Source organism: Sphingomonas sp. (assembly GCA_019635535.1).
In the GTDB taxonomy this organism is placed as follows: domain Bacteria; phylum Pseudomonadota; class Alphaproteobacteria; order Sphingomonadales; family Sphingomonadaceae; genus Allosphingosinicella.
The window spans coordinates 1263463-1282325 of record JAHBZH010000001.1 but is presented as its reverse complement, the minus strand read 5'-3'; the positions used below and the strand labels follow the sequence as shown (position 1 = coordinate 1282325).

At 68.3% G+C, this 18863-nt stretch carries 20 protein-coding genes; 12 read left to right on the top strand and 8 right to left on the bottom strand.

All coding sequences use genetic code 11. The features are described 5' to 3' along the window. Positions 1–6: 6 nt before the first annotated feature. Together KF780_06585 and KF780_06580 are read right to left on the bottom strand one after the other, a co-directional pair. Positions 7–975 carry a tyrosine recombinase XerC gene (locus KF780_06585; protein ID MBX3561465.1) on the bottom strand — a complete coding sequence of 323 codons (969 nt, stop codon included), beginning with the start codon at positions 973–975 and terminating at the stop codon, positions 7–9. Between the two features lies 1 nt (position 976). Then, positions 977–1537, bottom strand: coding sequence for a DUF484 family protein (locus tag KF780_06580; GenBank protein ID MBX3561464.1), 561 nt, complete (start codon positions 1535–1537; stop codon positions 977–979). Positions 1538–1643: 106 nt separating this feature from the next. Here KF780_06580 and KF780_06575 point away from each other — a divergent pair, with 106 nt between their 5' ends. From KF780_06575 to radC, 3 genes are all read left to right on the top strand, one after another. Next, entirely contained in the window at positions 1644–2168 is a 525-nt protein-coding gene (locus KF780_06575) for a helix-turn-helix transcriptional regulator (GenBank protein MBX3561463.1), read from the top strand. Positions 2169–2246: 78 nt separating this feature from the next. Next, entirely contained in the window at positions 2247–2600 is a 354-nt protein-coding gene (locus KF780_06570; GenBank protein MBX3561462.1) for a hypothetical protein, read from the top strand. Positions 2601–2990: 390 nt separating this feature from the next. Next, positions 2991–3662 (top strand): DNA repair protein RadC, encoded by a 672-nt coding sequence (gene radC / locus KF780_06565; GenBank protein ID MBX3561461.1) that lies wholly within the window; start codon positions 2991–2993, stop codon positions 3660–3662. A gap of 15 nt (positions 3663–3677) precedes the next feature. Here the strand turns inward: radC and fsa are convergent, their stop codons facing one another. Together fsa and KF780_06555 are read right to left on the bottom strand one after the other, a co-directional pair. Further along, positions 3678–4331, bottom strand: a complete 654-nt coding sequence (fsa, locus tag KF780_06560) for a fructose-6-phosphate aldolase (protein MBX3561460.1) — start codon at positions 4329–4331, stop codon at positions 3678–3680. Positions 4332–4393: 62 nt separating this feature from the next. Next, the gene (locus KF780_06555) at positions 4394–5050 is read right to left on the bottom strand and encodes a hypothetical protein (protein MBX3561459.1); all 657 of its coding nucleotides are present in this window, start codon (positions 5048–5050) and stop codon (positions 4394–4396) included. 97 nt (positions 5051–5147) lie between these two features. On the opposite strand from KF780_06555, the gene KF780_06550 reads away from it, so the two are divergent. Continuing rightward, the gene (locus KF780_06550; protein MBX3561458.1) at positions 5148–7313 is read left to right on the top strand and encodes a primosomal protein N'; all 2166 of its coding nucleotides are present in this window, start codon (positions 5148–5150) and stop codon (positions 7311–7313) included. 32 nt (positions 7314–7345) lie between these two features. Next, entirely contained in the window at positions 7346–8848 is a 1503-nt protein-coding gene (locus KF780_06545) for a trypsin-like peptidase domain-containing protein (protein ID MBX3561457.1), read from the top strand. Between the two features lie 60 nt (positions 8849–8908). Here KF780_06545 and ada read toward each other — a convergent pair whose 3' ends face one another. Next, positions 8909–9991: a bifunctional DNA-binding transcriptional regulator/O6-methylguanine-DNA methyltransferase Ada gene (gene ada, locus KF780_06540; protein ID MBX3561456.1), complete on the bottom strand. Its 1083-nt coding sequence runs from the start codon at positions 9989–9991 to the stop codon at positions 8909–8911. Between the two features lie 3 nt (positions 9992–9994). After that, entirely contained in the window at positions 9995–10462 is a 468-nt protein-coding gene (locus tag KF780_06535; protein ID MBX3561455.1) for a DUF1203 domain-containing protein, read from the bottom strand. Positions 10463–10656: 194 nt separating this feature from the next. On the opposite strand from KF780_06535, the gene KF780_06530 reads away from it, so the two are divergent. The 6 genes from KF780_06530 to KF780_06505 all read left to right on the top strand — a co-directional run bounded on the left by KF780_06530 (position 10657) and on the right by KF780_06505 (position 15828). Further along, on the top strand, positions 10657–11211 hold the full coding sequence (locus tag KF780_06530; GenBank protein ID MBX3561454.1) for a F0F1 ATP synthase subunit delta: 555 nt from the start codon (positions 10657–10659) through the stop codon (positions 11209–11211). Between the two features lie 2 nt (positions 11212–11213). Then, a complete protein-coding gene (atpA, locus tag KF780_06525; GenBank protein MBX3561453.1) occupies positions 11214–12743 on the top strand; it encodes a F0F1 ATP synthase subunit alpha in 1530 nt (509 codons plus the stop codon). 100 nt (positions 12744–12843) lie between these two features. Then, positions 12844–13728: a F0F1 ATP synthase subunit gamma gene (locus tag KF780_06520; GenBank protein MBX3561452.1), complete on the top strand. Its 885-nt coding sequence runs from the start codon at positions 12844–12846 to the stop codon at positions 13726–13728. A gap of 1 nt (position 13729) precedes the next feature. After that, complete coding sequence (locus tag KF780_06515; GenBank protein MBX3561451.1) at positions 13730–14038, top strand: hypothetical protein; 309 nt, start codon at positions 13730–13732, stop codon at positions 14036–14038. Between the two features lie 15 nt (positions 14039–14053). Continuing rightward, positions 14054–15559 carry a F0F1 ATP synthase subunit beta gene (atpD, locus tag KF780_06510; protein ID MBX3561450.1) on the top strand — a complete coding sequence of 502 codons (1506 nt, stop codon included), beginning with the start codon at positions 14054–14056 and terminating at the stop codon, positions 15557–15559. Positions 15560–15564: 5 nt separating this feature from the next. Continuing rightward, on the top strand, positions 15565–15828 hold the full coding sequence (locus KF780_06505; GenBank protein ID MBX3561449.1) for an ATP synthase F1 subunit epsilon: 264 nt from the start codon (positions 15565–15567) through the stop codon (positions 15826–15828). A gap of 36 nt (positions 15829–15864) precedes the next feature. On the opposite strand, the gene KF780_06500 is transcribed toward KF780_06505, so the two are convergent. Both KF780_06500 and KF780_06495 read right to left on the bottom strand, forming a co-directional pair. After that, positions 15865–16194, bottom strand: a complete 330-nt coding sequence (locus KF780_06500; protein MBX3561448.1) for a hypothetical protein — start codon at positions 16192–16194, stop codon at positions 15865–15867. Positions 16195–16269: 75 nt separating this feature from the next. After that, on the bottom strand, positions 16270–17175 hold the full coding sequence (locus tag KF780_06495; GenBank protein ID MBX3561447.1) for a DMT family transporter: 906 nt from the start codon (positions 17173–17175) through the stop codon (positions 16270–16272). Positions 17176–17278: 103 nt separating this feature from the next. On the opposite strand from KF780_06495, the gene KF780_06490 reads away from it, so the two are divergent. After that, complete coding sequence (locus KF780_06490; GenBank protein MBX3561446.1) at positions 17279–18799, top strand: CpaF family protein; 1521 nt, start codon at positions 17279–17281, stop codon at positions 18797–18799. Positions 18800–18863: the final 64 nt, after the last annotated feature.

The window sequence follows — 18863 nt, the reverse complement described above, 5'->3', positions numbered from 1 at the left end:
GTCCGCTCAGGCGCGCGGATGGGCGTGGCGATAGACGTCCATCAGATGCGCGGCATCCACTGCCGTGTAGATCTGCGTCGACGACAGGCTGGCATGGCCCAGCAGTTCCTGCAGCGCGCGCAGATCGGCGCCGCGCCCCAGTAAATGGGTTGCGAAGCTGTGGCGCAGCGCGTGTGGCGTGGTGCGTTCCGAAAGCCCCAGCGTCGCCCGCGCCCGCCTGACGGCGCGCCGCACGATCTCGCCCCTCAGCGGCCCTCCCCTCGCACCCCGGAAGAGCGGCGCGTCTTTCTCCGCCCGCCACGGGCAAAGCGCGAGATAGGCTTCGATCAGTTCCTTCACCTGCGGCAGCAAGGGCACGATCCGCGTCTTGTTGCGCTTGCCGGTCACGCTGAGCGCCTCGCCCAGCGGCAGCGCCGCGCCGGTCAGCGCGAGCGCCTCAGCGACGCGCAGGCCGGAGCCGTAGAGCAGCATCAGCACCGCCTGATCGCGCGCCGCGATCCAGGGCGTTTGCGCATCCTCTTCCGCCTGCTCCGCCAGCGACACCGCTTCGTCCGGCGAAATGGGCCGGGGCACGCTGCGCGGCCGCTTCGGCCCCTTGAGGCGCGGCACATTCGCCTCGCGCCCGGTTTCGCTCGCGGCAAAGACGAGAAAGCCGCGCACCGCGGAAAGCTCGCGCGCGGCCGAGCTGTTGGACAGCCCTGTCGCGCGCCGGCGCGTCAGATAGGCGCGCAGGTCCGCCGGCTTCAGCGTCAACAGCGCGTCGGCGTTCACGACATCGCCCAGATGCTCGGCAAGGAAAGCGATCAGCCGGTGCGCCGTCGCCACATAGGCGCGCACACTATGCTCGGACCGGCGGCGCTCGCGGGACAGATGCTCGTGCCAGCGCAGCACCAGCGCCGACGCAGGATGATGAACCGGGCCGCCCTGTCCCCCGGACAGGGCTGAATGATGCGGGGCATCATTCACCCGGCTCATTTCAGGGGATCAGCCACCGGCCCATGCAGCGGGTCAGCACCCGCCCGAGAAACAGCAGCAGTTCCGAGCCGTGCGGCGTTTCGAAACATTGCGGTCCGCGCTGGCCGAGCGCGAGCAGGCCGGAGGGCAAGGGCGGTTCGCTGGCGAGGCGGACCAGCGCTTCGGCGCGGATCAGCTCGCAGGCCGGGCCGAACAAAGGATGGCCGCGCTCGACGCCGCGCAGCAGCACGCCGTCGAGATCGCCGACCGAACGCTGCAGCAGGCGCGGATCGACGAATTGCAGGCCCGAGGCGTCGGCGCGCACGCCCGTCTCGCCCGCCCACAGCGCCATGGCGACGGCGTCCAGGCCCAGTATCTGCGGCCATTCCTGCGTCACGATGTGGATCAGGTGGTCGAGCCCCTCGGCCTCGATCGCGGCGAGCACGGCTTCGTGGATCGAGGCGACGGCGCCGGAATGGCCGCGCGCGAAGGCGATGAGGTCCTGATTGGCCTCCTCCGCCGCCGCGACGCGCGCCCGCAGGGTCGCGACCGCCCGATCCTCGAAACTGATCACCCGTCCCATGAGCGCCAGCCTAACCCCAATATGGTTAAGAAGCGATGGGCAAAAGGAAAAGCCGGCGCGCGGGGGTTGAGTCGGCGCGGCGAACCGGGCGATAAGTGCCGCACCGATGGACCGCGAACGCCTGGCCCGCTTGACCGACAAGCAGCGCGCATGCCTGCGCCTCGTCTACGCGCACCTCTCGTCCAAGGAGATCGCGCCGCGCCTCAACGTCGAGCCCGGCACCGTCGATCAGTATATCAAGGCGGCGATGCGCACGCTCGGCGTCGGCGACCGCCGCGCCGCGGCGCGGATGCTCGCCGAATATGAGGCGGATGCGGCCCAGCCATTGGTATACCAGCCGTCGGACATTGCGGCGGGCGTCGATCCGGAGAAACTGGACGCATCGACCGGGGATCGGCGGGAAGCGGCGATCGGCGGCGCGGTGCACGAAGACATGGCCCATCCGGGCAGCTTTTCGGCGCCGCCACCGCCCGCCTCCCTCCCCTTTCCCCTCCCGGTCGGCGGGAGACGCCCGAGCGAGCTCGGTCCGGCCTGGCGCCTGGCCTGGATCTTCGCGTTGATCCTGCTGATCGCCCTCGCTTTCGGCCTGTTCGTCGCCGGGTTCGAGGCGCTGTCCCGGCTCGGTCGATAGTCGGCAGCAAAGCGGAAACGACAACCGACAGCGAACCGCGTCGGCCGGCCATGCCGTGCCGCGCGGAAGGGGGGAATCATGCCAAGGACACGCCAGGCGGTCGCACAGAAGGTCGCGGACCGCCTCTTCGCGCTCGAAAACGCCATCGACGCCGCATTGACCCGCGCCGCCGAGCTCAACGCCTCGATGCCGGAGGCGCGGGGCGAAGCCCGCCTGCCCGCGATGATCGGGCAGGACGCGCTCGACAAGGCGGCCGAGACCTTTGTCATGCTGGTGCGGGCGCGGCGCCATATCGTCGAGACGCACCAGTCGCTCGACGCGGCGCGGGCCCAGATCGGGCTTCGCGAGGTGAATGGCGGGGATTTGATCCCCAAGCCGCCCGGGCTCGATCCCGAAGCCGTCGCCGCCGCGCCGCTGCGCGCGGTCGCCTGAGGGGGCGTGCCTTGACCGGGCCCGCGCCGCGTGGTCCGGTCAGGGCATGGGCGTCAACATCCATTATCTGGTCCTGCTGATCCTATGCTGCGCCTACGCCTTCATCCGGGGAGCCGCGCCCGAACGTATCGGGATGGGAATCGTGGCTGCCAATGCGGTCCTGAGCTACGGGCTGGTGTCGTCCGCGGCCGGACGCTTTCAGGACGTCGAGTTCGGGATCTTTGCGGTCGATGTCGCCGCCTTCTGCGCGTTCACAGCGCTCGCGCTGCGCGCGAACAGATATTGGCCGATCTGGGTCGCCGCCCTGCTCGGGCTCGGGCTGCTGGGCCATCTGGCGATGATGTTGCGCCCGCTCGTGATTCCGTGGGCCTATGCGGTCGTGCTTTCGATGTGGAGCTACCCGATCCTCGCGCTGATCGCGGCGGGAACGTTCGCCCACCGGCGGCGGCTGAAACGGACCGGTGCCGATTCCTCCTGGACGCCCTTTTTCGCCCCGCCTGGCCCGACCGGGCCGGGGCCTGGGCCGACCGGCTGATCGCCGAATACGGCTCGCTGCCGGACGCGCTCGCCGCCAATTCCGCCGCCCGCGCCCGCCTGATCGGCCGCGCGGCCGCGCGCTATCTCGACCGGGTGCAGGACGCATTGCTCCACTGCCTGCGCCTGCCGCTCGCCGAGCGCCCGGTGATCACGACCTCGCAACAATTGCTCGACTATCTGCGCGCCGACATGGCGAACCTGCTCACCGAGCGGTTCCGCGCCCTGTTCCTCACCTCGCAGAACGAGCTGATGGCGGACGATCTCGTCTGGGACGGCACGGTCGGCGAAGCACCCTCCTATCCGCGCGAGATCGTCAAGAGGGCGCTGGAGGTCGGCGCGACCGGCATCCTGCTGGTCCACAATCATCCGTCCGGCAATCATCAGCCGAGCAAGGGCGATGTCGAGGCGACGCGCCGGATCGTCGAGGCGGCGCGGATCATGGGCATCTGCGTCCACGACCATATCATCATCTCGCGCGGCGGCTGGTCGAGCTTCCGCCGGCTGGGGCTGCTCGACCCGGCTTAGGTGTCCGGCTCCAGATCAGCCGATCTTCTGGCCGGTCTTCTCCCAGTCGGCGAGGAACGCCTTAAGGCCGTTGTCGGTGAGTGGGTGCTTGAACAATTGCCGGATCACCGCCGGCGGCGCGGTCATCACGTCGGCGCCAAGCTTGGCGGCATCGTGGACGTGGATCGGGTTGCGCACGCTGGCGACCAGGATCTCGGTCGCGAAATCGTAATTGTCGTAGATCAGCCGGATATCGGCGATCAGTTCCATGCCCGGATAGCCGACATCGTCGTGCCGCCCGACGAAGGGCGACACGAAGGTCGCCCCGGCCTTGGCCGCGAGCAGCGCCTGATTGGCCGAGAAGCAGAGCGTGACGTTCACCATCGTGCCGTCGCTCGTCAGCTTCTTGCACGTCTTGAGCCCGTCGACGGTGAGCGGCACCTTGACCGCGATATTGTCGGCGATCTTCCGCAATATCTCGGCCTCGCGCATCATCGCGTCATGCTCGGTCGCCACCACCTCGGCGGAGACGGGGCCTTCGACGATCCCGCAAATCTCCTTCACCACTTCGAGGAAATCGCGCCCCGCCTTGTGGATCAGCGAGGGATTGGTGGTGACGCCGTCGAGCAGCCCGGTCTCGGCCAGGTCGCGGATGTCGGCGGTGTCGGCGGTATCGACGAAGAATTTCATGATTCGGGCTTCCTGCGGGAGGTTCCCGAACCGCCTAACCGAACGCTTCCCCGGACGGCAACCTAGATCGCTCGCGCGGGCAGCGGCTGCGTGGCTGGATTGCGCCACAGGCCGAGCCCGGCGCTGAAGATCGCCCAGCCCGCCATCGTGAGCAGGACGCCGACGACATCCGCCGTCTCCTGCCCCTGACCGCGGCTCAGCAACGCATATTGCAGCGGCAGCAGCGCCACCGCCATCGCGATCAGCGTGGCATTGGCCCGGCGAAGCGGAGGGACCGGCAATGCCGGCCCCGACTGGAACCACCACAAGGCAAGCGCCAGCACCGCGCCCTTCACCGCCGGCGCGACGAGCGCGAGCGAGACGTCGATGCCGAGCGTGTCGCCCCGGAAGCGATAGCTCTCCGGCGCGGTCGCCACGTGGTAGATGGTGTCGGCGAGCATCAGCGCCAGCCAGGCGATCAGCACGATCCGGAACGCGCCGTTCGGCCGCCGCCAGCCCCACCAGAGCAGACCGACGCCGGTTCCCGCCATGAGCGCGGCATACCAGTAATCCCCGCTCATGCCGGCGCCGCCGAAGTTCAGGCCGAACAGGCCCGCGCCCCATTGATAACTTTCCCCGTCCATCGCGCCGCGCACGAACGGCAGCCAGGCCGTGACGAAGCCCAGCGTCAGCCAGCTCATCAGCAGCACATGGATGCGTCGCGCGGCGCGATAGCTCATGGCATTCTCCATGTGTATTGCTTACATAATACACTAATAAGCGACGAACACAATCCCCGGTTGCCTTTCGCCGCGCGGAACTCGATCTAGGGCGCCCATGTCCCGCGCCCGCCTGATCGTGATGAACTCGGCCCTCGGCCCGCTCGACTATCGGGTGCCGCAGGGCATGGCGGTGGCGCCGGGGTCGATCGTCGTCGCGCCGCTGGGGCCGCGCCAGCTCGTCGGCGTGGTGTGGGAGCCGGAGCGGCTGCCGGCGGAAGAGGTCGGCGACAATCGGCTGCGTCCGCTGCTCCACGCCTATGACCTGCCGCCGCTCGGCGCGCCGCTCAGGCGGCTGATCGAATGGACGTCCGATTATTATCTCGCGCCGATCGCCTCCGTGCTGCGCATGGCCCTGCCTTCCTCCGGCGCGCTGGAGGGCGCGCGGTCGATCACCGAATATCGCCTGACCGGCCATATCCCCGAGCGCCTCACCCCGCAGCGCGCGCAGGCGCTGGAGCGGATCGGCGAGCGGCAGGGGCTGGTGCGCGAGCTGGCGATCGTCGGCGGCGTGTCGGACGGGGTGATAAGGGGCCTGGTCAAGGCCGGGGCGATCGAGGCGGTCGAGGTGGCGATCGACGATCCCTTCCCGGCGCCGGACCCCGATCACGATCCGCCCGCGCTGGAGGCCGCGCAGGCCGACGCCGCCGCGACCCTGCGCGCGGCGGTGGACGCCCGCGCCTTCGCCCCCTTCCTGCTCGACGGCGTCACCGGATCGGGCAAGACCGAGGTCTATTTCGAGGCCATCGCGGAGGCGATCCGCGCGGGCCGCCAGACCCTCGTCCTGCTCCCCGAAATCGCGCTGACCGAGCCCTTCCTGAAGCGTTTCGCGGCGCGCTTCGGGCATGAGCCGGTCGCCTGGCATTCCGGCCTGCGCCAGTCCCAGCGCCGCCGCGCCTGGCGCGCCATCGCCAGCGGCGAGGCGCTGGTCACCGTCGGCGCACGCTCCTCGCTCTTCCTGCCCTATCGCAATCTGGGCCTGATCGTCGTCGATGAGGCGCACGAGGCGAGCTTCAAGCAGGAGGACGGCGTCCAGTATCACGCCCGCGACGTGGCGGTGATGCGGGCCAAGCTGGAGGAGGCGCCCGTCATCCTCGCCTCCGCCACGCCGGCGATCGAGACGCGGCATATGGTGGACAGCGGCACCTATGCCGAATTGCGCCTGCCCGACCGCTTCGGCGGCGCGCGCCTGCCCGACATGGCGGCGCTCGACCTGCTCGCCGATCCGCCCCCGCGCGGGCGCTGGCTCGCGCCGGAGCTGGTCAAGGCGCTGGAGGAGAATCTGGCGGCGGAGGAGCAGAGCCTGCTCTTCCTCAACCGGCGCGGCTATGCCCCGCTCACCCTGTGCCGCCATTGCGGCTACCGCTTCCAGTGCCCGAACTGCACCGCCTGGATGGTCGAGCACCGCTTCACCCACCGGCTCGCCTGTCACCATTGCGGCCATGTCATGCCCGCCCCCCATGCCTGCCCGGATTGCGGCGAGGAGGACAGCCTGGTCGCCTGCGGCCCCGGCGTCGAGCGGATCGCCGACGAGGTCGCCGCGCTCTTCCCGGACGCCCGCACCGCCATCGTCACCTCCGACACGATCTGGTCCCCGGCCAAGGCGGCGGAGTTCGTCGCGCGGATGGAAGCGGGCGAGATCGACATCGTCATCGGCACCCAGCTCGTCACCAAGGGATACCATTTCCCGAACCTGACCCTGGTCGGCGTCGTCGATGCCGATCTCGGCCTGTCGGGCGGCGATCTGCGCGCCGCCGAGCGGACCTTTCAGCAGATTCAACAAGTGTCAGGGCGCGCCGGGCGCGGCGAGAAGCATGGCCGCGTCCTCGTCCAGACCCACGATCCCGCCGCGCCGGTCATGCAGGCGCTGATCGGCGGCGACGCGGACGGCTTCTACGCGGCCGAAACCGCGGCGCGGCGCGAAGCGGGCATGCCGCCCTTCGGCCGCCTGGCGGCGATCATCGTCTCGTCCGAGGATCAGGCCGAGGCCGCCGAGGCCGCGCGCCTGATCGGCCGAAGCGCGCCGGCGCAGGACAATATGATCGTCTTCGGCCCCGCCCCCGCCCCGCTCGCGATGCTGCGCGGCCGCCACCGCCACCGCCTGCTCGTCCACGCCGCGCGCAGCGTGCCGGTGCAGGAGATTATCCGGGAGTGGCTCGGCGCCCTCCAATTCCCGCGCGGCGTGCGGGTGGCGGTGGATGTCGATCCCTATTCCTTCCTGTAGGACGCCCCTCTAGAAACGGCGACGGAGGTCGAATGGGTCGTTACCTGCTGCTGCTGGCGATGCTGCTCGCTTTTGCCACCCCCGCGCGCGCCGACGATATTTCGGCGGCGGGGCGCTCGGTGGTGCGGGTCGTGGTGGTCGCGTTCGAGGATGGCGAGGTGGTCGGCTTCGGCCATGGCAGCGGCTTCGCGGTCGCGCCCAACCGGATCGTCACCAACGCCCATGTCGTGGCGCAGGCGGCGCAGCAGCAGGAGGGGCTGAACGTCGCCGTCGGCGTGGTCCCGTCGGAAGGTAGTCAGGCGTTTCGCGCGCGCGTCCTCACCGTCGATCCCGCCCGCGATCTCGCCCTGATCGAGATCGCCGAGGGCGGACGCTTCCCGCCGCTGCCGCTCTATACCGGTCCGCTCGCCGACGGGGCGGCCGTCACCGCTCTGGGCTATCCGGGCAATGTCGATCTCGCCACCGCCCAGTCGGCACAGGATTATATCACGCCGCTGCCGCCCACCCGGTCGACCGGCATCTTCTCCAACGCGCGCACGATCAACGGCATCGCCACCCTGCTCCACACCGCCAATATCGCGCGCGGCAACAGCGGCGGCCCGCTGCTCGATCCGTGCGGCCGGGTGCTCGGCGTCAACACGCTCATCACCCGCAATCAGGAAGGCGACGCGTCCTTCGCCTTCGCGGTGGCCAATCGCGAGCTGACCGCCTTCCTGCAGGGCGCGGCGCAACCGTTCGCCGCCGCCTCCGGCCCCTGCATCAGCATGGCTGATCGGCTAAGCCAGGATCGCGATCGCGCCGAAGCGGAAGAACGCGCGCGCGATGCCGCCGCCCAACGCGCCCGCGACGAACGCGCCGAGATGCTCGCGGCGATACAGGATTCGCGCGAAACCGGGCTCGCCGTCGCCGCGCTGATGCTGGCGCTGGCGCTGATCGTGTTCGGCGCGGCCGGCGTCCTGTGGATCAAGAACCGGAATCGCCCTGCCGCGATCCTGGCCGGCATTGGTGGGCTGCTGATCGTCGCGGCGATCGTCGTCTTCCTCGCGAGGCCGAATCGTGACGATGCGGATGCCGCGCCGGCCCGCGAAGGCGACAGCGCCGAAGCCGCGCCGGAAAGCCGCTTCGCCGGGCGCAATCTGTGCCGCCTCGTGCCGGACCGCAGCCGCGTCACGCTGTCGTCGACCGACGACGTGACGCTGGAATGGTCGGACAGCGGCTGCGTCAACGGCCGCACGCAATATGCCCGGGCCGGCGATGTCTGGACCCGCATCCTGGTGCCGGACGGCGAGCCGGCCGTCTCGGTGCTCGAATTCCGTCCGGCGCGCGGCGAATATGTCGTCAATCGCTATCAACTGGGCGCAGTGGAGATGGAGCGGGTGCGCGGCTTGCGGCGCGGCGTCGATCTCAAATCCTGCGGCGCCGACGACGAGGCGCGCGCCATCCTGACCGACCAGCAGCGCGAGATCGGCACCGCTTTGCCCAGCCTGCCGAACGAGCGGCTGGTCTACCAGTGCGAGAATCAGCGGGGCGACTAGAGTCGTTTTCAGCCTCGCTGAGTCGGCGCCGCTCCTGTTTCAGCAAAGCTGAAACAGACTCTAGGCGCTTCGCTCCTTCGCCAGCAGCCTTTCCTTGCGCGCCAGCCCATAGGCATAGCCGCCGAGCGTGCCGTCGGTGCGGATGACGCGGTGGCAGGGGATGAGGACCGCGACAGCGTTGTCGCCATTGGCGCTGCCCGCCGCGCGCACCGCCTTCGGCCTGCCGACCGCGGCGGCGATCTGGGCATAGGTGCGCGTCTCGCCCGGCGGAATCCGCGTCAATTCGCGCCATACCGCCTCCTGGAAGGCGGTGCCGCGCACGTCGAGCGGCAGGTCGTGCGGCTTTTCCGGCGCGTTCACCGCCGCGACCGTCCGGCACAGCAGATCGGCCAGCGCCGCGCCGCCGGGCTCGATGACGGCATTGGGAAAGCGGCGGTGCAACTCCCCCTCCTCCTCGTCGAAGGACAAGCGACAGATGCCTTTATCGGTCGCCGCGACCAGCATCGTGCCGAGATCGGTCTCGGCGGTCGCCCAGCGGATCGTCGCGCCGCGCCCGCCGTCGCGCCAGGCGGAAGGCGTCATGCCCAGCCGCCCCTTCGCCTCGGCATAGAAGCGCGCCGGGCCGGAATAACCGGCATCGTAGATCGCGTCGGTGATCCGGCCATTGTCGGCCAAGGCAGCCTCGGCCCGGCGCGCGCGCAGCGTCCGGTAATAGGCCGCCGGAGTCACGCCCGTGGCCCGCTTGAACAGGCGATGGAAATGATGCGGCGAATAGCCCGCCTCTGCCGCCAGCGCGTCCAGCGAAGGCGCCTCCTCGGCAGCGCGGAAAAGCGCATAGGCCCGCGCCAGCGCCGCTTCCTCGCGGTTCACATCGTCGGGCGCGCAGCGCTTGCAGGGCCGCAGCCCCGCCGATCGCGCCTCCGCCCCGGTCGCGAAGAAGCGGACATTCTCGCGCTTCGGATGCCGCGCTGCGCAGGACGGGCGACAATAGATGCCGGTCGAGAGGACCCCGGTGACGAAGCGTCCGTCCATCGTCCGGTCGCGCGCCATCACGGCCGCCCAGGCCTTTTCGTCGGAAATGGGCGCGGGATCGTTCACGGCAGGCGATCTATATCTATCGATGCGGGTTGCAAGGGTCGCCATCGCTCAATCCCTCTCAATCCGCGCCGCGAAGCAGCCATGCGCGGCATTGTGGGCATGAATGGTCGCGATCTCCGGCCGCTCGAACAGCGCCCTGATCTTCGCGTCGGCCTCGCCCGGCAGGGCGAGCAGCGCGCCGCGCAGCATCCCTTCGGCATCGAAGCCGCGCAGGGAGATCGGGCGCCCGACGAAGACCGGCGGAGTCTCGTCGACATAGGCGGCGGACGCATCGGCACCTTCGCGCACGTAAATGGCGTAAGCCGCGCGATAGGGATTACCGACGTCGTGCGAGACGTGGTTCAGAAGAATCAGCGTCTCACCTTCGCGAGCGTCCTCCAGCGTGATCCGGCATGGATAGCCGGTCGGCGAATCCGCCGTGACGCGCCGCGCGCTGCGGGCCGCCAGCGCCTCGTCGCTCATCGCGAACAGCGGCTCGAAAGCCTCCGGCGCCAGCCCTTCGATTCGGTAGGTCATGAGGTTCAATCTCCTTGGGTCAGGGCGTCTTTCTGCCCGATCCCGCGCCCCCGCGCGTCCCGGCGCTTGCTTTCAAAGCGCGCCGCCTTGCATCGCAGCAAAGCCCCTGCTACGGCGCCCGCGACCCACGGGGGGCGCTGCGCGCGCTCACAACCCGACGGGGCCAAAAATCCGATCCAGGAGTCGACACGCGCGTGGATATTTCCGGCGGCATTCAGGCAAGCCTCGCGGGCCGTTACGCCCTCGCATTGTTCGAGCTTGCCCGCGATGAGAACAAGCTCGATGCGGTCGCGGCCGATCTCGCCGCGCTGCGCACGGCGCTCGACGAATCCGATGATTTCAAGGCGCTGACGACCAGCCCGCTGATCGGCCGGCAGGAGACCGTGCAGGCCGCCGCCGCGACCGCCAAAGCGATGAAGCTGAACGACATCACCGCGAAGTTCCTCGGCGTGCTGGCGACCAACCGGCGCCTCGCCCAGCTCGGCGCGATCATCCGCGCCTTCAATCTCCTCGCCGCCCGTCATCGCGGCGAGATCAGCGCCGAAGTCACCTCCGCCTATCCGCTCGATGCGGGCCAGGTGGATGCGCTGAAGGCCAATCTGAAGAGCCGCTACGGCACCGACATCGCCGTCGAATCGCGCGTCGACCCCGCCATCCTGGGCGGCCTGGTCGTCAAGGTCGGCAGCCAGATGATCGACGGCTCCATCCGCACCAAACTCAACACGCTCGCGCAAGCGATGAAAGGCTAGAAATGGACATCCGCGCCGCTGAAATCTCCAAGGTCATTCGCGATTCGATCGCGAATTTCGGCACCGAGGCCCAGGTCTCCGAAGTCGGCACCGTGCTGTCGGTCGGCGACGGCATCGCCCGCGTTCACGGGCTGGACAGCGTCCAGGCCGGCGAGATGGTCGAGTTCGAAGGCGGCATCAAGGGCATGGCGCTGAACCTGGAGGCCGACAATGTCGGCGTCGTGATCTTCGGCTCGGACGCCGCGATCACGGAAGGGTCGACCGTCAAGCGCACCCAGACGATCGTGGACGTTCCCGTCGGCAAGGGCCTGTTGGGGCGCGTCGTCGATGGCCTCGGCAACCCGATCGACGGCAAGGGCCCGATCGAGGCGACCGAGCGCCGCCGCGTCGAGGTGAAGGCGCCGGGCATCATCCCGCGCAAGTCGGTCCATGAGCCGGTGCAGACCGGCCTCAAGGCGCTCGACGCGCTCGTGCCCGTCGGCCGCGGCCAGCGCGAGCTGATCATCGGCGATCGCCAGACCGGCAAGACCGCCGTCGCGCTCGATACCTTCATCAACCAGAAGCAGGTCAATTCGGGCAAGGACGAGAGCCAGAAGCTCTACTGCATCTATGTCGCGGTCGGCCAGAAGCGCTCGACCGTCGCCCAGATCGTCCGCGCGCTGGAGGAGAATGGCGCGATGGAATATTCCATCGTCGTCGCCGCCACCGCCTCGGAGCCGGCGCCGCTCCAGTTCCTCGCGCCCTATACCGGCTGCACGATGGGCGAATATTTCCGCGACAACGGCATGCATGCCGTCATCGTCTATGACGATCTCTCCAAGCAGGCCGTCGCCTATCGCCAGATGTCGCTGCTGCTGCGCCGTCCGCCGGGCCGCGAAGCCTATCCGGGCGACGTCTTCTATCTCCACAGCCGCCTGCTCGAGCGCGCCGCCAAGCTCAACGACGACAATGGCAACGGCTCGCTGACCGCGCTGCCGATCATCGAAACGCAGGCCGGCGACGTCAGCGCCTACATCCCGACCAACGTGATCTCGATCACCGACGGCCAGATCTTCCTCGAGACGGAATTGTTCTTCCAGGGCATCCGCCCGGCGATCAACGTCGGTCTCTCGGTGTCGCGCGTCGGCTCCTCGGCGCAGACCAAGGCGATGAAGAAGGTCGCCGGCTCGATCAAGCTGGAGCTGGCCCAGTATCGCGAGATGGCCGCCTTCGCCCAGTTCGGCTCCGACCTCGACGCCTCGACCCAGCGCCTGCTCAACCGCGGCGCCCGGCTGACCGAGCTGCTCAAGCAGCCGCAATTCAGCCCGATGCCGGTCGAGGAGCAGGTCGTGTCGATCTTCGCCGGCGTGAACGGCTTCATCGACAGCGTGCCGACCGACGCGGTCACCCGTTTCGAGAGCGCGCTCCTGTCGCACGTCCGCAGCGATCACGCCGATGTGCTCGCCACGATCCGCGACACCAAGACGCTCGACGACGACACTTCTGCCAAGCTGAAGTCGATCGTCGGCGATTTCGTGAAGACGTTTGCTTGATCCTGTTCCCCGGCGAAGGCCGGGGTCCAGGCGGCGCTCCCGCGCCGTTCTTTATCTAGGACTGGGCCCCGGCCTTCGCCGGGGAACGACAGAGGAATAGATGGCCAGCCTCAAGGCGCTCAAGAACCGGATCGCGTCGGTCAAGTCGACGCAGAAGATCACCAAGGCGATGAAGATGGTCGCCGCCGCCAAGCTGCGCCGCGCGCAGCAGGCGGCCGAGGCCGCGCGTCCCTATTCCGAGCGCATGGCGGGCGTGATGGCGAGCCTGGCCGGTTCGATCCAGCCCGGCCCGCAAAGCCCCAAGCTGCTCGCCGGCACCGGCAAGGACGACACGCATCTGCTCGTCGTCGCCACGTCCGATCGCGGCCTCGCCGGCGCGTTCAATTCGAACATCGTGCGCGCCGCCCGCCGCAAGGCGGAGGAGCTGCAGGCCGAGGGCAAGAGCGTCTATTTCTACCTGGTCGGCCGCAAGGGCCGCGCGGTGATCCAGCGCGTCTTCCCCAAGCAGATCATCCACCAGCACGACACCAGCGCGATCAAGTTCGTCTCCTTCGCCGACGCGGCCGAGATCGCGAACGACATCGTCGATCGCTACACGACCGACGGCATCGACGTCGTCCATCTCTTCTACGCCAGGTTCCAGTCGGCCCTGGTCCAGGAGCCGGTCGCGCAGCAGATCATTCCGGTTCCGCCGGTCGAAGCCGAAGGCAAGGCCGCCGAGGGCGTTCCCGCCGCGATCGAATATGAGCCGGACGAGGACGAGATCCTCGCCGAGCTTTTGCCACGCAATGTCGCGGTCCAGGTCTTCCGGGCCTTGCTCGAGAACGCCGCTTCGGAGCAGGGCAGCCGCATGACCGCCATGGACAATGCGACTCGCAATGCCGGCGACATGATCAACCGGTTGAGCATCGAATATAACCGCACCCGTCAGGCGGCCATCACCAAGGAGCTGATCGAGATCATCTCCGGAGCGGAGGCCCTGTAACATGACGAAATATTCCGTGCTCGCTTTCGCGCTGGTCTCCAGCGCCGCGTTCGCCCAGACGGCGGCGCCGACCGCCGCGCAGTTCCAGGCCGCTTTGGCCGACGCCTGCCCGCAGCCGCGCCAGGCGACGCGCAACATCGCCTGCACGCTCGATGACGAAGGCTCCGTCCAGTATAGCTGCCGCTACGAGGCGCAGGGCGCGGACGGGCGCTGGGCGCCACAGACCGCCATTTTGCAGCGCGCCGAAGGCCAGTGGGTCTGGATCGACGGCCCGACGCGCTGCGACGACACCAACCCCGAATTGAACTGAGCAGGAAACGAGAACATGGCCACCGCCGCTAAGACCGCCAAGCCCCGCGCGACCAAGAAGGCCGCCGCCACGCCGGCCGCGACCGCCGGCACCGCCACCGGCCGCGTCAGCCAGGTGATCGGCGCCGTCGTCGACGTCACCTTCGATGGCGCGCTGCCCCACATCCTCTCCGCGCTGGAGACGGACAATGGCGGCAACCGCCTCGTCCTCGAGGTCGCCCAGCATCTCGGCGAGAACACCGTCCGCACGATCGCGATGGACGCGACCGACGGCCTCACCCGCGGTCAGCCGGTGACCGACACCGGCTCGCAGATCCGCGTGCCCGTCGGCCCACGCACTTTGGGCCGCATCCTCAACGTCGTCGGCGAGCCGATCGACGAGCGCGGCCCGGTCGACACCGATCTCACCGCCCCGATCCACGCCGAGGCCCCGCTGTTCGTCGACCAGTCGACCGAGACCAGCATCCTCGTCACCGGCATCAAGGTCATCGACCTGCTCGCGCCTTATGCGAAGGGCGGCAAGATCGGCCTGTTCGGCGGCGCCGGCGTGGGCAAGACCGTGCTCATCCAGGAGCTGATCAACAACATCGCGAAGGGCCATGGCGGCACCTCGGTGTTCGCCGGCGTCGGCGAGCGCACCCGCGAGGGCAACGATCTCTATCACGAGTTCCTCGACGCGGGCGTCATCGCCAAGGACAAGGACGGCAATCCGACGCCGGACGGTTCCAAGGTGGCGCTGGTCTTCGGCCAGATGAACGAGCCGCCGGGCGCCCGCGCCCGCGTCGCCCTCTCGGGCCTCACCATCGCCGAATATTTCCGCGACCAGGAGGGCCAGGACGTGCTCTTCTTCGTCGACAACATCTTCCGCTTCACCCAGGCGGGCTCGGAAGTGTCGGCGCTCCTCGGCCGCATTCCCTCGGCGGTGGGTTACCAGCCGACCTTGTCCACGGACATGGGTGCGCTGCAGGAGCGGATCACCTCGACCAACAAGGGCTCGATCACCTCGGTGCAGGCGATCTACGTGCCGGCGGACGATCTCACCGATCCCGCCCCGGCCACCTCGTTCGCCCACCTCGACGCCACGACCGTGCTGTCGCGCGCCATTTCGGAGCTGGGCATCTACCCTGCCGTCGATCCGCTCGATTCCACCAGCCGCGTGCTGGAGCCGCGCACCGTCGGCCAGGAGCATTACGAGACCGCCCGTCAGGTTCAGGAAACGCTGCAGAAGTACAAGTCGCTGCAGGACATCATCGCGATCCTGGGCATGGACGAGCTCTCCGAGGAGGACAAGCTGACCGTCCAGCGCGCCCGCAAGATCCAGCGCTTCCTGTCGCAGCCCTTCCACGTCGCCGAGGTCTTCACCGGCATCCCCGGCAAGTTCGTGTCGATCGAGGATACGGTCGCGAGCTTCAAGGCGGTGGTGAACGGCGAATATGACCACCTTCCCGAAGCGGCCTTCTACATGGTCGGCGGCATCGAGGAAGCGGTCGCCAAGGCCGAGAAGCTGGCGCAGGACGCGTAAGGCAGATGGCCGACCTTCACTTCGAGCTGGTCACCCCGGAAAAGCTGGTCCGGTCCGAGGACGTCCACATGGTGGTCGTCCCGGGCACGGAGGGCGATTTCGGCGTGCTGGCCGGCCATGCGCCGGTCATGTCGACGATCCGCGCCGATGCCGAGCTGGCGGTCTACAAGACCCAAGGGGGCGAGCCGGAACGCATTCGCGTCGAGGGCGGCTTCGCCGAGGTCAACGACAAGGGGCTGACCGTTCTCGCGGAGAAGGCCGGGGCCTGATCCGGACGAACCGCGGCCCCGCCCGTTCGGGGGCGATTATCTCGGTCCGGCGCGTTCCGTCATGCCGCCCAGGCAGCCGGTGTTCATGTCCCGGCTGACGACATCCATCTGCTGCCCGACGGTTTCGTCCAGCTCCTGGTCGATGGATTGCCCGTTGCGGGCCGCTTCCCACTGCCGCGCGGTGCGGCAAATCCGCTGCGTGCTCATCCGCGATCCGGACCGCTCGATCCGGCGACAGATCATCCTGTTGCCGGCATCGGACCGGTCGTTGCCCGCATTTTCCGAAGCCGACGAACCGGCCAATGCGGGAGCGGCGGGCAGCACGGCGATGGCGGCAGCCGCCAATGCGAACGCGAATCTGCGCATGGAATTCCCCTAGCTAGCGATATTGTCCGCTTATATGTCGCACGATAGGGCGCGCCTGACAATATTTGGGACAACTCAATCCGGTGTTTCGGCGATGATCGGGGCCCTTTGCGCGCGCCACAGCCACAGTCCGCCTGCCACGATCAGCGCCGATCCCGCCGCCATGGCCGTCGTCGGCACGTCGCCGAACAACGCGATCCCCGCCGCCGTCGCCACCAGCAGCTGCACATAGGTCATCGGCGCCACCGTGGCCGCGGTCGCAAGCTCGGTCGCCCGGAAGATGAACCAATGCCCCATCGTCGCGGTCACCGCCACCACGGCGCAACGCGTCACCACCGTCCAGTCCGGCAGGGAGAGCGTCAGCGACGGGGCGCCCGACAGATGCCCCGCCAGCGCCATGGCGAGCAGCACCGGTACCGCCGTCAGCGCGACAAGCCATTGCATCACGAAGACGGGGGCGAGTCCCGCTCCGCGCCGGTTCAGCATGATGAGCGCCGCCATGCCCACGGCGGCGACGAGCGGCAGGAGCGCCTCGGCGCCGAAGGCCAGCACATTGGGTCGGAGGATCAACAACACGCCGGCGCTGGCGAGCAGGATCGACATCTTCATGCCGCCCGGCGCCCGCTCGCGCAGCAGGAGAATGGAGAGCGCCACCGTCCAGACCGGGCTGGTGAAGACGATCGCGGTCGCGTCCGCCAGCGGCATCACCATCACGCCCAGAAAGAAGCCGCAGGTCGCCATCGCCACCGCCGCGCCGCGCCCGAACTGAAGCATGGGCCGGGGAAAGACGAAGCCGGCGCGCCCGTAACGCAACGCCACCAGTGCAGTGAGCCCGAGCGCGCCGAACACATAGCGCAGCGCCGCGATCGCGCTGCCCGCCCACTGCCCAGCCATCGTCTTCACCACGGCATCGCCGACCGAGAGCATGGCAAAGCCGGCCAACGCCATCAGCAGAGCGGTTCGGGCGGTCGTCGCGGCCATGCCGCCCCTTCGGGCCGGGTTAGGTGTTTGTCAAAGTTTCCGACTTATTCACCATTTCGACCTAGGGAAATTTCAACTCCGGAACGGCAAGGTTCGCTGGCTTATGGGTGCGTTTGGACGACGGAACGGCATGGGAGGCGCCGGCGGGCGGCCGAGCTTCGGCACGGCTGCGCCGATGAAGGGGCCCGCGCCCGCGCGCACGAGCGAGGGCGGCGAGCAGTTTCCGCCGATCGAATCCCTGCCCGAAGCTGCCGTCGAGGAGACGGCAGCGCCGCTCGACCGCAGTCCGACCGGAGCGATGGCTCGCCTCGACGACCGCCAGGCGCAATCGGGCGCCCAGGGCTCGTCGAAGAATGAGGGCTTCGAGGCTTCGATCCACCGGATCAAGGAGCAGGTTCTCCCGCGTTTGCTGGAGCGCGTCGATCCGGAAGCCGCCGCCACGCTCTCCAAGGACGAGCTGGCCGAGGAATTCCGTCCGATCATCGGCGAGGTGCTCGCCGAGCTGAAGATCAACCTGAACCGGCGCGAGCAGTTCGCGCTGGAAAAGGTGCTGGTGGACGAACTGCTGGGCCTCGGCCCGCTCGAGGAGCTGCTCAACGATCCCGATGTCAGCGACATCATGGTGAACGGTCCGCAGCAGACCTATATCGAAAAGAAGGGCAAGCTTTCGATCGCCTCGATCCAGTTCCGCGACGAGGAGCATCTGCTCCAGATCGCCCAGCGGATCGTCAACAAGGTCGGCCGCCGCGTCGATCAGACCACGCCGCTCGCCGACGCCCGCCTTCAGGACGGCAGCCGCGTCAACGTCATCATCCCGCCGCTCTCCCTGCGCGGCACTGCCATCTCGATTCGTAAATTCTCCGAAAAGCCGATCACGCTCGACATGATGCGCGGCTTCGGCTCGATGTCGGAGAAGATGGCGACGGTGCTCAAGATCGCCGGCGCGAGCCGCATGAACGTCATCATCTCGGGCGGCACCGGCTCGGGCAAGACGACGATGCTTAACGCCCTTTCCAAGCTGATCGATCCGGGCGAGCGCGTCATCACGATCGAGGACGCGGCCGAGCTTCGGCTGCAGCAGCCGCACTGGCTGCCGCTCGAAACGCGTCCGCCGAACCTGGAAGGGCAAGGCGCGATCACGATCCGCGATCTCGTCATCAACGCGCTGCGTATGCGTCCGGACCGGATCATCCTCGGCGAGATTCGCGGCAGCGAGTGCTTCGATCTGCTCGCCGCGATGAACACCGGCCATGACGGCTCGATGGCGACGCTCCACTCCAACTCTCCGCGCGAATGCCTCGCGCGTATGGAGAACATGGTGATGATGAGCGACATCAAGGTGCCGAAGGAAGCGATCTCCCGGCAGATCGCCGATTCCGTGGACCTCATCGTCCAGGTGAAGCGCCTGCGCGACGGTTCCCGCCGCACCACCAACATCACCGAAGTGATCGGCATGGAAGGCGACGTGATCGTCACCCAGGAACTGTTCAAGTTCGAATATCTGGACGAGACGCCCGACGGCAAGATCATCGGCGAATATCGGAGCATGGGCCTGCGTCCCTACACGCTGGAAAAGGCCAAGATGTTCGGCTTCGACCAACCGTATCTGGAAGCATGTTTGTAGGTCGAGCCTCCAGACCGGGCTCTCACGGTCCACACATTTACCGCTCCGTCACCTTCCCAATGTA

Coding starts and splice junctions, on each gene's coding strand:
- KF780_06570 (MBX3561462.1), top strand. CDS start 2,247: ATGCCAAGGACACGCCAGGCGGTCGCACAGAAGGTCGCGGACCGCCTC.
- KF780_06490 (MBX3561446.1), top strand. CDS start 17,279: ATGGGTGCGTTTGGACGACGGAACGGCATGGGAGGCGCCGGCGGGCGG.
- KF780_06495 (MBX3561447.1), bottom strand. CDS start 17,175: ATGGCCGCGACGACCGCCCGAACCGCTCTGCTGATGGCGTTGGCCGGC.
- KF780_06555 (MBX3561459.1), bottom strand. CDS start 5,050: ATGAGCTATCGCGCCGCGCGACGCATCCATGTGCTGCTGATGAGCTGG.
- KF780_06550 (MBX3561458.1), top strand. CDS start 5,148: ATGTCCCGCGCCCGCCTGATCGTGATGAACTCGGCCCTCGGCCCGCTC.
- atpA (MBX3561453.1), top strand. CDS start 11,214: ATGGACATCCGCGCCGCTGAAATCTCCAAGGTCATTCGCGATTCGATC.
- KF780_06515 (MBX3561451.1), top strand. CDS start 13,730: ATGACGAAATATTCCGTGCTCGCTTTCGCGCTGGTCTCCAGCGCCGCG.
- atpD (MBX3561450.1), top strand. CDS start 14,054: ATGGCCACCGCCGCTAAGACCGCCAAGCCCCGCGCGACCAAGAAGGCC.
- fsa (MBX3561460.1), bottom strand. CDS start 4,331: ATGAAATTCTTCGTCGATACCGCCGACACCGCCGACATCCGCGACCTG.
- KF780_06520 (MBX3561452.1), top strand. CDS start 12,844: ATGGCCAGCCTCAAGGCGCTCAAGAACCGGATCGCGTCGGTCAAGTCG.
- KF780_06545 (MBX3561457.1), top strand. CDS start 7,346: ATGGGTCGTTACCTGCTGCTGCTGGCGATGCTGCTCGCTTTTGCCACC.
- KF780_06500 (MBX3561448.1), bottom strand. CDS start 16,194: ATGCGCAGATTCGCGTTCGCATTGGCGGCTGCCGCCATCGCCGTGCTG.
- ada (MBX3561456.1), bottom strand. CDS start 9,991: ATGGCGACCCTTGCAACCCGCATCGATAGATATAGATCGCCTGCCGTG.
- KF780_06585 (MBX3561465.1), bottom strand. CDS start 975: ATGAGCCGGGTGAATGATGCCCCGCATCATTCAGCCCTGTCCGGGGGA.
- KF780_06575 (MBX3561463.1), top strand. CDS start 1,644: ATGGACCGCGAACGCCTGGCCCGCTTGACCGACAAGCAGCGCGCATGC.
- KF780_06580 (MBX3561464.1), bottom strand. CDS start 1,537: ATGGGACGGGTGATCAGTTTCGAGGATCGGGCGGTCGCGACCCTGCGG.
- KF780_06535 (MBX3561455.1), bottom strand. CDS start 10,462: ATGACCTACCGAATCGAAGGGCTGGCGCCGGAGGCTTTCGAGCCGCTG.
- KF780_06505 (MBX3561449.1), top strand. CDS start 15,565: ATGGCCGACCTTCACTTCGAGCTGGTCACCCCGGAAAAGCTGGTCCGG.